This window comes from Pseudothermotoga thermarum DSM 5069 (assembly GCF_000217815.1).
GTDB classification, from domain to species: Bacteria; Thermotogota; Thermotogae; order Thermotogales; family DSM-5069; genus Pseudothermotoga; species Pseudothermotoga thermarum.
Genome location: NC_015707.1, coordinates 1529155 through 1543538 on the forward strand (window position 1 = coordinate 1529155; position 14384 = coordinate 1543538).

The 14384-nt window shown below is 39.5% G+C and carries 16 protein-coding genes; 13 read left to right on the top strand and 3 right to left on the bottom strand.

Annotation, left to right across the window (positions count from 1 at the left end):
* Positions 1-5: 5 nt before the first annotated feature.
* Positions 6-947 carry a hypothetical protein gene (locus THETH_RS07675; protein ID WP_013932783.1) on the bottom strand — a complete coding sequence of 314 codons (942 nt, stop codon included), beginning with the start codon at positions 945-947 and terminating at the stop codon, positions 6-8.
* A gap of 54 nt (positions 948-1001) precedes the next feature.
* Here THETH_RS07675 and speE point away from each other — a divergent pair, with 54 nt between their 5' ends.
* The 13 genes from speE to THETH_RS07740 all read left to right on the top strand — a co-directional run bounded on the left by speE (position 1002) and on the right by THETH_RS07740 (position 12035).
* The gene (gene speE / locus THETH_RS07680; protein ID WP_013932784.1) at positions 1002-1844 is read left to right on the top strand and encodes a polyamine aminopropyltransferase; all 843 of its coding nucleotides are present in this window, start codon (positions 1002-1004) and stop codon (positions 1842-1844) included.
* A gap of 5 nt (positions 1845-1849) precedes the next feature.
* Entirely contained in the window at positions 1850-2389 is a 540-nt protein-coding gene (locus THETH_RS07685; RefSeq protein ID WP_407635675.1) for a VOC family protein, read from the top strand.
* 12 nt (positions 2390-2401) lie between these two features.
* Positions 2402-3046 (top strand): ThuA domain-containing protein, encoded by a 645-nt coding sequence (locus THETH_RS07690; RefSeq protein ID WP_013932786.1) that lies wholly within the window; start codon positions 2402-2404, stop codon positions 3044-3046.
* Between the two features lie 46 nt (positions 3047-3092).
* Positions 3093-4847, top strand: a complete 1755-nt coding sequence (locus THETH_RS07695; RefSeq protein WP_013932787.1) for a proton-conducting transporter transmembrane domain-containing protein — start codon at positions 3093-3095, stop codon at positions 4845-4847.
* A gap of 74 nt (positions 4848-4921) precedes the next feature.
* Positions 4922-6763: a proton-conducting transporter transmembrane domain-containing protein gene (locus tag THETH_RS07700; RefSeq protein ID WP_013932788.1), complete on the top strand. Its 1842-nt coding sequence runs from the start codon at positions 4922-4924 to the stop codon at positions 6761-6763.
* A gap of 7 nt (positions 6764-6770) precedes the next feature.
* A complete protein-coding gene (locus THETH_RS07705; protein ID WP_013932789.1) occupies positions 6771-8006 on the top strand; it encodes a complex I subunit 4 family protein in 1236 nt (411 codons plus the stop codon).
* Positions 8007-8010: 4 nt separating this feature from the next.
* Positions 8011-8286, top strand: coding sequence for a monovalent cation/H+ antiporter complex subunit F (locus THETH_RS07710; RefSeq protein WP_013932790.1), 276 nt, complete (start codon positions 8011-8013; stop codon positions 8284-8286).
* 1 nt (position 8287) lies between these two features.
* Positions 8288-8644 carry a monovalent cation/H(+) antiporter subunit G gene (gene mnhG, locus THETH_RS07715; RefSeq protein ID WP_052295987.1) on the top strand — a complete coding sequence of 119 codons (357 nt, stop codon included), beginning with the start codon at positions 8288-8290 and terminating at the stop codon, positions 8642-8644.
* On the top strand, positions 8619-8879 hold the full coding sequence (locus tag THETH_RS07720) for a hydrogenase subunit MbhD domain-containing protein (RefSeq protein WP_013932792.1): 261 nt from the start codon (positions 8619-8621) through the stop codon (positions 8877-8879). The genes mnhG and THETH_RS07720 overlap by 26 nt, the downstream gene beginning before the upstream one ends.
* 11 nt (positions 8880-8890) lie before the next feature.
* Positions 8891-9652: a Na(+)/H(+) antiporter subunit B gene (locus THETH_RS07725; protein ID WP_013932793.1), complete on the top strand. Its 762-nt coding sequence runs from the start codon at positions 8891-8893 to the stop codon at positions 9650-9652.
* A gap of 2 nt (positions 9653-9654) precedes the next feature.
* Entirely contained in the window at positions 9655-10053 is a 399-nt protein-coding gene (locus tag THETH_RS07730; RefSeq protein WP_013932794.1) for a sodium:proton antiporter, read from the top strand.
* Positions 10050-10550, top strand: a complete 501-nt coding sequence (locus THETH_RS07735) for a Na+/H+ antiporter subunit E (protein WP_013932795.1) — start codon at positions 10050-10052, stop codon at positions 10548-10550. The genes THETH_RS07730 and THETH_RS07735 overlap by 4 nt, the downstream gene beginning before the upstream one ends.
* A 12-nt stretch (positions 10551-10562) precedes the next feature.
* Entirely contained in the window at positions 10563-12035 is a 1473-nt protein-coding gene (locus tag THETH_RS07740; RefSeq protein WP_013932796.1) for a proton-conducting transporter transmembrane domain-containing protein, read from the top strand.
* Between the two features lie 52 nt (positions 12036-12087).
* On the opposite strand, the gene THETH_RS07745 is transcribed toward THETH_RS07740, so the two are convergent.
* Together THETH_RS07745 and THETH_RS07750 are read right to left on the bottom strand one after the other, a co-directional pair.
* Positions 12088-13776: a carbon starvation CstA family protein gene (locus tag THETH_RS07745; RefSeq protein ID WP_013932797.1), complete on the bottom strand. Its 1689-nt coding sequence runs from the start codon at positions 13774-13776 to the stop codon at positions 12088-12090.
* Entirely contained in the window at positions 13773-14297 is a 525-nt protein-coding gene (locus THETH_RS07750; RefSeq protein ID WP_013932798.1) for a hypothetical protein, read from the bottom strand. Before THETH_RS07750 ends, THETH_RS07745 begins: the two co-directional genes overlap by 4 nt.
* Between the last annotated feature and the right edge of the window lie 87 nt (positions 14298-14384).

The following is a 14384-nucleotide window of genomic DNA, read 5'->3' on the forward strand; positions in this document are numbered from 1 at the left end:
GACTTTCAACGAAGGTTTGGTTCTACCTTCTGTCTCAACAACGCAAGATATGTACGAACAAAGAGAACCGATCCTCTTATTTGAAGAAGCTCTTCGGCAGATAGATTTGGAAAGTAATAATTCCTCAGCAATTCAAAGGTGTAAAGATCTTGCTTTTCGTTACCAATATCATCATACAGTTTTGCTAGGAATGAGAAGCTGTCTGCATCAACCAATATGTGACCAAGTCCAAGCGAGATAGAAAGAATTTTTCCACCATTTATTTCAGCTCTGAAAGAGGCTGGAAAAAGTCTTGATTCTTTGTACATGATTGCAAGAACAAGTTCGGTTGGTATCGAGTTGAGATTTACCCTCGATGTGAAGAACCCTGAACCACTTTGGTAAGATTGCATTTCAAAGGTATAACTCTCCGCTATTTCCACAAGTGTTTTGGCATACTCATAAATTGCCTTTTCAGAAAGCTCATCCTCGAAGTATTTCTCGTACCAAGTTCGAAACAATCCAATCGTTGAATAATCGTGCTTTATCAGTTCATAGACTCTCTTTGACAGGTCCTCATTGCTAACTTTCTGTGGGTTTAGATGGTCCAAAGGCAGAGGCTTGTTAAAATAATCCACAAAGTCGGTTGAGGAGTTGTTCGAGAAAAGCACCGATTTAAAATAATCAATAATTCTTGTATCATAAACTGTGGGTTCTCTGAGTGCTACGAACGTTGGCAAGTCAATTTTTCCTAAAAAATAGAGGTAACTGTTCCACACATCGTCATCGTAGTTGGTTTCATCGATCAATCCGACAAGTTGTTCGACGGACCAATTATGCCCCTTGTTGTACGCGATGGCAATACATCGAACAAGATGCTCGTCCAAAGCTGGTGTATACTGCAACTGAACGCATGTTGTAAGCAAAAGAATTGTTGGTAAAATAAAGATAAACCAATATCGATTCATATCACCCTGTATTATATATTGGTTGCCAAAAATTTCAAAAGGGTGGGTGAAGGGATGTCAGATGTCTATTTTATCGAAAGGGATCCTTATGCGCCGATAAGACATTGTTATCCTGTGTCCAAGGTCTTGTACGAGGCAAAGAGCGAATATCAAGACATTTTGGTCTTTGAATCTCCAAAGTTTGGAAAGGTTTTAGTACTCGACGGGGTTGCCCAATTCGACGAAAAGTTTGAGTTCATCTACCACGAATTTATGGCGCATGTTCCTTTGTGCGCTCACCCAAATCCCGAAACGGTGTTGATAATCGGAGGAGGGGATGGAGGAGTTTTAAGGGAAGTTCTAAAACACCCGGAAGTTAAAAGGGCTGTCCTTGTGGATATCGACAAAGAAGTGATAGAAACATCGAAAAAATTCTTCCCAACACTCGCTGTGGCTTTTGAAGACGAAAGAACGGAAATTCTTTGTGAAGACGGTTTTGCCTACATGCAAAGACACAAAAACGAATTTGACGTTATCATCGTTGATTCAACCGATCCAGTTGGAATTGCAAGCAGTTTGACGACGGAACAGTTCTTCAAATACGTTTACGAAGCCTTGAAAGATGATGGAATATACGTCGGTCAAACCGAGTCGATATATTACCATCTGGAAATAGTTAGAAAAATTCAGCACGAGCTAAAGAAAGTTTTTCCAGTTGTGGATCTTTATACAGCCGTTATACCAGGATATGCTGGTTATTGGTGGACGATATCTGTTGGTTCCAAAAAATACCAAGTGAGAGAGCCACTCAGGGAATTAAAAGCACCGACGAAACTTTACAGCGCGGATATGCACAAACACGCGTTTTTGCCGCAAAGTTTTTACAAAAAATTGCTCAGTGGAGAATACAATCCATAAAGAGTGTGGAAGATTTGAAAAGACAGCAGGGTTTAAGTCCTGCTGTTTTTGTTCTGAAAAAAGCTAAAATTGATCAAGGGATGACAACAATGACGCAAGGCATACTTGGCGCAGACGTCTTAGTGCAGATTGGAATTGTGGTCAAAGATATAGAGAAAACAGCAAAAGATTATGCGGAATTTTTCGGGGTCGAGGTTCCGCAGATAATTGAAACCGATGAGTGGGAGAAAGCTCACACCGAATACAATGGTCATCCAACGAAAGCTCGTGCAAAGCTTGTCTTTTTCAAAAATTTCAAAAACATCGAAATCGAGTTGATTCAACCGAATGAAAATCCTTCTACGTGGAGAGAATTTTTGGACAAACATGGAGAAGGAATTCACCATGTAGCTATTTTGGTGAAGAACATGGATGAAAAATTGGAAAGCCTCAAGAAGATCGGAATCGGTGTTCTTCAAAAAGGTGATTACGAAGGTGGTAGGTATGCCTACGTGAACAGCGTTGAGAAGCTGAAATTCATATTGGAACTTTTGGAGAATTATTGAGGGGTGTTGTCAATGAAGACCATTTTGACTTTGTTTGGCGATCATTACCACGACCGTGAGAATCTCTTCAACGCCTTCAGGACTGTTCTTGAAGTGGCTGTCAAGGATTGGATATTAGTCGATACAACTGTTGAAGACTTTGAATCTTTTTTGGATCAGCAACCAACCGTTGTTGTCATAGCAAGGGAAAACAGAATAAATCCAGAGGAGAAAGATGTCAAATACTGGATGACTCAACAAATTGAAGAAAAGATAAAAGATTATGTTCAAAACGGTGGGAGGCTTTTCGTGTGGCATTCCGGCTTGGCTTCTTATCCGGAAAACGGCGTGTATTGTTCTTTGGTTAAAGGTTATTTCAAATATCATCCAGACAAACAAAAGCTCGTTCGGTATCATTCCGATGGCAAACTTGTTTTTGGCAAACAGAAGGTGAACTTTTCGATCTTGGATGAGCACTATTTTGTTTACTGCGATGAAAAAAGCACCAATGTTTATCTGTACTCAGAGTCGGAGGATGGAAAATCCTTAGCTGGTTGGTGGCATAACTTTGGAAAAGGAAAGGTGGTAGTACTTACACCTGCGCATAGCAAAGACGGACTTTTCGATGAAAACTTTCAGATTCTGCTGAAAATGGTGGTCGAAGAACTTTTTGACTAAGTCATCCGCGGGGTCACAGTATGATGTTATTCTCGGGAGGAGTGCGATGGATGATGTGTTGAAGTGGGTCTTGTTGATTTTATCTTGTCAAGCATTAAATCTGCTCACCAACTTTGTTCACAGAAATATTCGAAAGTTCGTGAAGGTCTTTGTCAGCGCCTTGCTCGTTTTTGGCTTGGGTTTTTTGTTGCTTCAGTTTCTAAGATTTGAGGGCAAAGTCTTCTATTTTGATTTGTTTGTTCTAAACTCCTTTCGATTCGGCATTTTGCTTGATCTTTTTTCGATAATTTTTCTATCGATCCTCTCGATTGTGTATTTGCTTGTTTTGATTCGTTATCTCCCACAACTTGTATCAGATCGTGGTTATTCGTTCTTGATGGATCTTTTTATACTCTTCGCATCGATTGTGGTTTTGGCTCCGAATTATCTTCAGCTTCTTGTTGGTATGGAACTTGTCGGTATTGTAGAGGTGTTTTTGATCAGCAATGGGTTGAGGAACAAAAGGCAAGCTTCAAACGTTTATCTGTACTTTAAGTTTGCGGATGTGTTCTATATAACGGGAATGTTGATTCTGTTTGCCTTGTTTGATTCTTTCGATTTTCTGCCATCCTTTGCCAATCTTTCAGCAAACAACTTGATAGCTGTTTCTGCTGCTTGGCTGTTTCTGATAGTTGCCGCTTTTATAAAGGCAGCACAGTTTCCATTTTATGAATGGCTCTACAATTCAGTAGCAGCACCAATTTCGGCATTCATTTTCATCATGATTTTCAAAAGCGGTGTTCTTATAATCTTACGTTCCTTCCCATTGCTTATGGCGTGGCAGAGTTTTCACGATACAACCTTTGTCTGGCGGACTTTAACTTGGACTGGAGCAGTTGGCTCGATTGTTGCCGGTGTCCACGGTCTTTTTCAGAGAGAACACATGAAGATTTTTGCGTTCTCTTCTGCCAGTCAATACGGCTTGATTTTTGCAAGTTTTGGTTTAGCTGGACTTTCCAGAAATCCAACGATTGGTGTAGCTGGAGCGGTTTTTCATGTTTTGACTTATTCGTTTAGTAAGTCTGCGTTGATTTTTTCTTACGATGTAAAGGCTCTCAACTATAAAGTTCACAAAGTACTGCTTTTAAGTACGGTTTTGATTTTTACGGGTCTGCCGTTTGCATCCGGTACTTTTTGGAGCAAGGAGTTTATACTTGAATTGGCGTTGGAGACGCAGAATTTGGCTATTTTCACACTGGTTTTGCTTTCGACAATCTTAACCATTGGTTACTCGTTGAGGATCTATTGGGAATATGACTTCAACAGGGATAAGGGTAAATTGATTGGATTTTCTATGGTTTTACCGTCGCTAATCCTGATGATGGCTGCTGTTTTTGCAAACAAATCTTTCGGGTATTCTCTCAAAAAGCTGATTGGTTATTTATTCGGCTTTCCAACCTATCAATATCATACTCTGTTGTTACCAATTCTTCCGATAACAGTTTACGTTTTCGGTATTTTCATGAGTGTGGTTCTTGCAAGAAAAACAAGTACGTTGCACGCATCATCTGTTGGTACAATATTGAATGAAAACATGAGTTTGCTTTCGAATATGGCAAAGAAAGTTTTTCAGTCAGTTTCAAACGGTTTTGGCTCTCTGGAATCATCGATTGATGGATTCAACATCGGTGTGGCAACATTTGTGAATGAGATTTTCTCCTGTCTTCGAAAAAGTGAATCGAAACTAAATCAAAGTACGCTTATGTTCACCATAGGTTTGTTTGCCCTGATTCTGTTCACCGTGCTTCTTTTGTTCAGATGACTGTGAGAATTGCCGGTGCGATTTGAATTGATCCAAAAATTAGTGATAATAGTAAGTGGATGAGGTGTTTTTGGATGTCCATGCTGGTCGGAATGATGTTTGGATGTCATGGACTGAATATGTTTTCCAACCTTCTTTCTCTTGGTTTGAGAAAGATTTTCAAAATAGTCTCTGGATTGACTATACTTTTAGTGCTTGGGTTTCTACTTGTTGAATTCTTTAAAGCTGAAGAAGAATTTGTTTTTCTTGATTTAAACCTCGTTGGTGCGTTGCCTTTTAGTTTTGGGATTTTGATTGATCTGTTTTCGCTGGTTTTTTTGAGCGTTCTTACGATCGTGTATTTTGGAATCTTGATGCGTTATTTTGACAAAATCGTTCACAATCAAAAAAGGTCTTTTCTGCTTGACTTCTTGTTGCTCTCAGCTTCCTTTGCTGCTTTGTCGCAAAATTACCTTCAGCTTCTTGTTGGCATAGAGCTTGTCGCTATTGCAGAAGTTTTTTTGATCAGCGATGGGCTGAAGCATAAGAAAGAAACAGTTAACATCTATCTTTATTTCAAGTTTGCCGATGCTTTGTATATAACTGGTGCTTTGATACTTTTCGCCTGTTTTGGCAGTTTTGATTTTTTGCCATATAGCTTAGATGCTTCATCGGTAAATCTATTGGTTGTTCCGATAGCCTTGATGCTGTTGCTGGCAGGTGCTTTTGTGAAGGCGGCACAGTTTCCATTTTACGAGTGGCTTTACAATTCGACCGTGGCACCAATTGAAGTTTTCACCTTCATAATGGTTTTCAAATCTGGTGTTTTGATTGCTTTTCGAACACTTCCCTTGCTCATGGTATTACAAGATTTTCAGAACATGAATCTCATTTGGCAAACCATGGCATGGGTTGGAACTATAGGTTCGGTTTTAGCCGGTTTATGCGCGTTGATTCAAGGGAATCATTTAAAACTTTTTGCCTTTTCTTCGGCAAGCCAGTACGGGTTGATTTTTGCAAGCTTAGGGTTGGCTGGTCTTTCTGAAAATCCTGCAGTTGGTTTGACTGGTGCTCTTTTTCATCTGATGACGTATTCGTTCAGCAAATCTGCCTTGCTTTTTGCATACAGCATGAGAAACGGCAAATTTCAAAGACTGCTGTTTTTGATTTCAGTACTGGTATACACAGGCTTGCCGTTTGTATCCGGTACTTTTTGGAGCAAAGAACTCATACTAGAGTCTGCGTTGCAAGCGCACAGTATAACCATTTTCGGGCTGATGTTGATTTCGGCAACTTTGACAGTTGTTTATTCGACGAGATTGTATTTCGAGTATTTGGAAAATGATACGGACACATTGAATAGCAGAGGATATTCGCCGTTGATGAAGTTATCTTCTGGTTTGCCTACCATAATCTTTTTGGCTGCAGCAATTGTCGAAAACAACTTGTTTGGTCACAAGTTGGAACATCAAATAGAAGAACTTTTACATGTTCCTCACCAAGTTCACCATTCGGCTTTGCTTCCTGTTTTGCCAATACTTGCCTACGGGATTGGCATCAGCTTGGCTGTTTCTATTTCAAGACTGTCTGATTTTTCACATATTTCAGTTTTTGAAAAGATGGTAAACAAAGGAATCGGATTGATTTCTGAGGCAGGGAAAGAGTTTTTGAAAGTTACATCAAGCTTTCTTTTACTGGTTGAAAAATTCATGGATGGCATGAACTTTCTTGCAGTTAGAGTGTTCAATGAAGTATCATCGCTTTTTCTTGTGTTTGAGAAATCTGTTGAACAGATGAACAAATCAGCCATTGTGCCGTTGTTACAAACTTTTAGATGCCTTAAGAAACTCGAATATAAATTGAACCATGCAACCATCATGTTTATGTCAACTGTTTTGTTTTTGGTTCTGTTTGTAGTCTTTTTGATGGTGAGGTGAAAATGATATGATCGTTTTAAATCCGGATATGCTCATCCTTGGAACAATTGTTGTTGTTTCGGTTCTTGTATGGATTTACCAAGTTGAATATATGAAAGGGGTTAGCAAAGGCTATTATTTTCTCTTTGCAGGATATGTTCTGTCGATGATACTTCTTGCTTTTTCCTTCGGCAATTTGCTTATGTTTTTGATTGCTTTTGAGTTGACGCTTGTTTTCTCATGGCTGTTGATCAATTTCTGGGGAAGTGGTGAAAGACAAAAAGTTGCTTTGAAATACTTCATCTACACCGAGATTGGTGCTTTGATGCTTTTTGTAGCCTTCTCAATTTTGTTTGCTTCCTATTCTACCTTTGACGTTGAAAAGCTCAGCTTGTTTACCAAAGATATGCAGAACGTAGCAGTTTTGATAACCTTAGCTCTTTTCATAAAGAGCGCCATCTTTCCATTTCACAGTTGGATGCCCGATGCTCATGCTGAAGCGCCGACACCGGTAAGTGCTCTTTTGTCACCTGTCATGATAGGCCTTTCAAATTACTCAATTTTCAGAGTGGTCTTTAGAGTGTTCCCTACTGTTGTATCAAACGAAAGATTTTTGTTGTTCTTGACAGTTTGTGGGATGTTCAACCTTGTTTACGGCGGAGTTCTTGCAACAAGACAAATTGATCTGAAAAGATACTTAGCCTACTCGAGTATGAGTCAAATGGGTTATATGCTCCTTGGAATCGCAAGTGCAAACTACTACGGCATAATTGGCAGTATCATAGTTTACGTCAACCACGCTTTTGCAAAGGCAGCTTTATTCATGATAGCAGGTGCCGTTCACAAAAAGTTTGGTACCAGACAGATAACCGAGCTGAAGGATCTGAGAAATGTTATGCCAAGTTTTTCAACTGCAGGAATAATGTCGCTTCTTTCACTTTCAGCTGTTCCGCCTTTCGTTGGCTTTTGGGGTGAAATATTCGTTTTCATAGGGTTAATCAAAAGAGGTTTGCAAAGCGGTCTAAGTTTCTTTATACTCAGTGTGATGGCAATACTTTTCTCGATTTTCACATCTGTTTATGCGATTATTCTCATGAAGAACATCTTTTTTGGTGAAAAGAAAGTCAGTGAAAAACCAAAGGAAAACAAGCTCATGCTTTTTCCAATCTATGGACTTATCGGATTATCGCTGCTTGTAGGTTTGACGCCGAATTTCGTTATAAAGTTTATTTCAAAAACAGTTGAACAGTTGTTGGGAAGGTGAGAGTATGATCGATCTATTGTTGAGAGTGCTTGTTTTTTGTATTCCGGTTTATGTTTTTGCTTTCTTGCTGCTTGTTGTAAGGATAGTGAAAGGTCCAAAGGTGTACGATAGTTTGCTTGCTTTGGACAACATGAGTTTCCAAGCCGGGGTTATAATTGCGCTTATATCGCTCTTGCTTAACTCTTGGAAGTTATCCTTAGTGCCGTTGGTTTTGAGCATAGTTGTATTCTGCGTCGATGTCTACGTAGCCAGATATCTTTCCGACAAAGGGGATGAATGATTTGGAAATTGTCAAAAATGTTTTTTTAATCTTCAGCTCTTTTCTCATAATCCTTGGTGCGTTTGCAAGTTTAATGTCTGCCATCGGAATGTTCAGGTTCAAAGACTATTTTTTGAGAATCCATGCAAGTACGGTTGGAACGATATGGGGATCTGTGGTACCACTTCTTGGAGTTGCTCTGTTTGCACTCTTTGATGACAAACTTGGAAGTGGAAGATATGTAATCGCATCCAATTCTTTTTTGACAGCTGCTGTCTTTTTCATCGTAGGTCCACTTGGTACTCATCTTCTGACAAGATCTGTGTACAAATTGAGAAAGGGGAAGTGTGGCGATGCTAACACCAAAGTTGATATTTGATCTTACACTTGTATCGATGGCGTTTTTCTCGTTGGTTGCGGTTTACTTTTGCATAGTTGAGAAAGATTTGCTAAAAGCTTTGATAATATCTGCTCTTCAGAGTCTTATGTACACGGTGATATTTTTCCTCTTGAAAGCACCCGACATCGCCTTAGTTTACATCGCAGTTTCCGGTGGTATTTATTCGGCGGTGATACTCTTTCTGATTTACAAAACAAAGAGATTTGAAGACTGAGGAGAGGGACAATGAAAAGACTTGTTCACATAACAGTGTTGACAGCTTGCGCCGTTTTGTTGAGCTTTTTTGTGCATTCTTTAACTGGATTGGATGTGGAAGAACGTGTGTCAATCTGGTATTTCAAAGCAGCTTTTAACCCAGAGAATCGCTATGAATCTTGTATGTCTCCACAGACAGTTGCATCAATAGTTTGGGATTTTAGGGGAATTGATACGTTCTTCGAAACTGCCACGCTGTTTTTCTCTTTGGTTGGAATATTGGTTCTTTTCAAAGAGGAAAAAATCGGTTCAGGAGAGCAATGTGACAGCATTTATGCTCAGACGGGTTTGAAGATAACCTTTCTGTTGATGCTTGTGATGAGTTTCTCTTTGACAATTTTTGGTCACATTTCACCTGGTGGTGGTTTTCAAGGAGGTACACTTGCTGCTACAGCTGTTCTTGTTTTGGTTGTAGGTTATTCTTTGGAATTTTTGGTAAAAGAAAAAGGTATCACTTTGGATAAGTTTATATACCTTCGCATGTTTGGGCTAACTGGTATATTTGTGGTATCACTTTTACCGCTGATTGGAAGAATCTTTGGAAAAGGTGGATATATATTCCAGAATCTTGCAAAAAGCCAGGAAAACTTTGGCTTTCCAGCAACCTTACTTGGAATGCACATAAGTGGTTCCATATTTCTCTACAATTTGTTCGAGTTTTTGGCAGTTCTTGGTGGTTTTTCGCTGGTGACAATTATCCTGAGCCATGTTGAATTGGACAGAGGTGAATGAAAATGGATTGGGCGCTTTCCTTGACAGCGTCTTTCGTGATACTCAACTTTCTTCTTGCCTTGATATTCTTCATCGTCAAGAAGAACTTGATCAAGAAACTGATACTGCTTACGATTGCAACCGATTCGATAAACCTTCTTGCCATTTTTGTGGGTTATCGCAAATGGATTGACAAACAAACTTCTCCAGAGGTACCGATTTTTGACAACCTTTATCCAAACTTAAACCAAGTTGAAGAACTTGCAAAAAGAGCCGTGGATCCACTTCCACAGGCTTTCGTTTTGACTTCGATAGTTATAGAGCTTGCCATTCTGATGGTCATAGTCTTTTTCATTCTCAAATTCTACATTCTTACAAAGACTCTGAATTACGATAGCATTGAAAGGCGTGAAAATGAGTGAAAAAAGTTTCCATTACGATGGCAGCGTTGATTTTTGCCTTATTTATCTTTGCAATATACATAGCTTTCTCAGCTAATACAAGTCCTTTGGCTATTGTATCTGGAATTTTCATCGCGCTGGTGATGGGATTTGCATTCGGAAAAAACTATGTTCGCAGTGCAAGGAAATTTCTTCAGCTTAAAAGGTATTGGCATTTTTTGGTGTTTATTTTCAAGTATTTTCTGATCGATGAAGTCAAAGCTCATTTGGAGGTAATTCATCTAATTCTCAAGCCTTCGAAGATAACAAATCCCAAGATAGTCAAGCTTAAATACGACGTGGAAAATGAATATTCTGTCTTTTTGCTTTCTACTTGTATAACCAACACACCGGGTACTGTGGTCGTTGATGTGGACAAAAAACAAAAGATACTTTATGTTCACTGGATAAATGCAAAAGACGATGAAAAACAGATTTCAGAACCTTTTGAAAAATACATCAAAAAGATTTTCGAATAGGGTGAAAAAGTTATGGAAAATATCATCGGTTTAGGACCTTATCTGCTTGTTGGAGCTGCCTTTTTTCTTCTTGCAACAAGTTTTGTGATAAGAAAAAACATCTATTATCACATTTTTTCTGCCATCGTTTCGGTTATGGTATTTTCAATATCCACGTATATTTTGATTAAAATTTGGAACAACCAACTTTTAAGGTATACCTTTGGCGGATGGAAAGCACCTTACGGTGTGGAATATCGAATAGATAAATTGGCTGCAATTGTTGCTTTTGCATTCTCGATCACAATCTTTGCGATAATGCTTTTCAGTATTGAATATTATAAAGAAGCAAAAAAGAATCTAGCTTATTACTACGTTTTGCTTTTGGGTGCTTTTGGAGGAGTTCTTGGAACGATCTACGCTGGGGATTTGTTTCATCAATACGTTATCATGGAAGTACTGTCAGTTTCAATTTTTGGAATAGCCGTCTTTGGTAAAGATTCTGTCAATGCTTTGAAGGCTGTGATAAAGTATTCGGTTTTCTCCTCCATCGCTTCTTCTCTCTCCTTCCTGGGTTTGGTGGTAATTTACTACGCCGTTGGGACAGTGAATATGGAAGATTTTATTAAGCGCCTGTTGACAGTTAGATCAATAAATGCCTTGACATTGACCATAGGATTTGCGCTTGCACTTGTTCTTTATTTGTTCAAATCGGCTATCTTTCCAAATCATTTCTGGTTGCCGGATCTGCACTCTGAAGCACCCACACCTGTTTCTGCTTTGCTCTCTGGCGTGACGATCAAAGTTGGGCTTTTTGTTGTTGTAAGGTATGTGTACACGCTTTTTCCGGCTTTTCTGGGTAAATCAGGCATGGAAAGAGTGCTGTTGACTCTGTTCATAATTGGTGCAGCAACATCCTTCTATGGTTCGATGCAGTTGTTCTTGCAAAGAGATATAAAAAGATTTCTGGCGTACTCCTCTCTGGTCAATGTTGGAATGATATTGATGGGCATTTCTTCGAACAACGTCGTCGGAATATCCGCAGCAATCTTTTTGATGATAAGCCATTCTTTTGGTAAGAGTCTGCTCTTCATTTTGGCTGGAATTGTGAGTGATAAAGCCAAAAGCAGGGATATAGAGAAATTGTCGGCTATTTTCAAATCAAATCGATTGTTATCCGCAATCTATTTGGTTGGGTTGCTACAAATAGGCGGTGTTCCACCGTTGGGTGGATTTTTCAGCAAGTTTTTCATAGCGATGGGCTTTGTAAGGGAAGGACAATTGTTTAGACTGCTCTTGGTCTTGCTTGTTGCGATTGTTTCCCTTGTTGGATATCTTTGGCATTATCAAAGGGTTTCATCTGGACAGCATCATGAAACTGAAAAGATCTCGATACCTATAGCAAGTTATATCTTGACTTCTTTCAGTGCAATAACTGGGATCTTAGGTCTCAGGTTGTTTGAACTAATTCAGTTGGCAGTATCTGAGCTTTTGCAATTTCGGTAAAATTAAAAGAGCAGGGTTATGCCCTGCTCTTTTTGATCTATGAGTTTTCGAATTAACAAGGACCTCTTTTGCTGTCTTTATAGCCTGTTTCAGCTGCCAGTTCAAGTTCCTCATACGTCTTAGCTGGAAATTGTTTTTTCACAAGAACTCTTGTTGCTTCGATAATCAACACAACAGCAAGTATGAACAAGATGGTTGCTATTGTGACGAGCAAGTAGTTCTTTGCAATCCAGTTGTTTCTAATTAGAATCACCAAGGCGCTCAAAGTTACCGAGAACATGAAGACCATAGGTATAACGACGTAGAAAATCTTCCTGCCTTGTCTTACAAGCCATGCGCTGAGAGAGAGTAATGCCAATGCGGCAAGAAGCTGGTTTGAACTACCAAAGATTGGCCAGATCTTGGTGTAACCGTAACTCAAAAGTCCCCAAGCAGCTCCAATTGTCAAAGCCGTCGCGACGTATCTGTTGTTCAGGAAAAAGTTCTTTCCAAACACAGTTTCCATGAGCTCTTGTAAAAGATATCTGCCAAGTCGTGTTGCTGTATCAAGACTTGTCAAGGCAAAAGCTGTGAAAGCAAGAAGAACGAAAATCCTACCAACTTCAAAAGGTATTCCGAAACTCTTCATGAATGTAGCTACTCCTGTGGCAAAAATAGTTGCAGGTGCACCTTGAGCCCGAGCAACATAAGCAACCGATATCAAAGCCACTATTGCCACCATACCTTCGATCAACATTCCACCATAGCCAACAAGTTTGGCGTCTGTTTCCTTGTCAATTTGCTTTGCTGTTGTTCCAGAACTAACAAGAGAGTGGAACCCAGAAATTGCACCGCAAGCGACTGTGACAAATAGTATTGGGAAAAGATATTGCGGTCCTGCCGCTGTTGTGACTGTAAAACCTTTAAATGCTGAAAGCTGAAGAGTCGGTCTTGTGATGAAAAGTCCAAGAATCGCTCCAGCAAGCATTGAATACAGCAAGAATGAACTCAAATAATCACGTGGTTGTAGCAACAGCCAAACTGGCAAAACTGAAGCAAGGAATATGTATACAACCAGAATGTAGTACCAAGTTTGCTTGGAAAAAGCCATGAAGGGAACCACATAACCGATATAAATAGTTAAAGCTAAAAGAGCTACTCCAACTATTGTTGAAATGGAAAGCTTCGTTTTGCGGCGATAAACCAAAAATCCAAACAAAATTGCCAGGAAAATGTACAAAACAGATGAAGTTGCGGCAGCCGGACCAGGTTGAAAACCTGCTACTTGTGGATTGTAGGCAAACGACGAGGCGACAATATCAGTGAATGCCGCCACAACCAAGACAAGGGCAAACCATGCAAAAAGGTTGAAAAGAATCTTTGCCCTTTTGCCAACGTTGTACTGAATGATTTCTCCAACGCTTTTTCCACCATGTCTCAGCGATGAGAACAAAGCCCCAAAGTCGTGAACCGCACCAACAAAGATACTTCCAAGCACTATCCACAAGTACACTGGAAACCATCCAAACATCGATGCCTGAATTGGACCGGCTATTGGACCAGCTCCAGCGATGGATGAAAAGTGATGGCCTAAAACAACTTTTGAGTTAGCTGGTACGTAGTCTACTCCGTCGTACTTCTTGTGGGCAGGTGTTTTCCTACTTGGATCCACCCCCCACTGCTTTTCCAGAAATCTGGCGTAGAATCTGTACGCGAGGAAAAAGAACAATCCTCCCAAAAGTACCAACCACACTGCGTTCATCGCAACACCTCCTGTGTTTTTGATATGAGCTTCTCAAGAAAGTTCTTGAGAATCCCAGCATTGCGGCTTTTGAAAATTCTTCCAGTGCTCTGATCGACAGCGCACAGTCTTATCTCACTCCAGCCATGAAGGTAGAACTTGTACACCTTTTTGTACTTAAACCTCTTGATGAATTTTTCGACGCTATCGTCAACTAAAGGGATTAAAAGAACGCAATTTGTAACAGTGGACATGTGGTATTCGTCTGGTTTGGTGTAATTTTCATGCAGAGAAACCACTTGATTTACATATTCGATGAGGTGGGAAAGAGATTGCTCCTGAAATCTCTTAACCACAAAATACTCATAGTTCGTGTATTGATCTATTACGTCCTTCGAAGTAATGAAGGTTCTTACCTTTGTATCTTGAAATTTTCCAAATAAATCGCAATAAAAATCATTTACCTTTACATCAAGGTAAACTTCAAAATTGTTGGAAAGCGAATCGTACAGTTTTTGAATGAATTTTTCTTCATCAACCATAATTGTTTAGCACTCATTGACAAAACTTGTATGAATGCTTTAATTCCATTTTAGCATATAACATTTAAAACAAACAAGTCACAAATA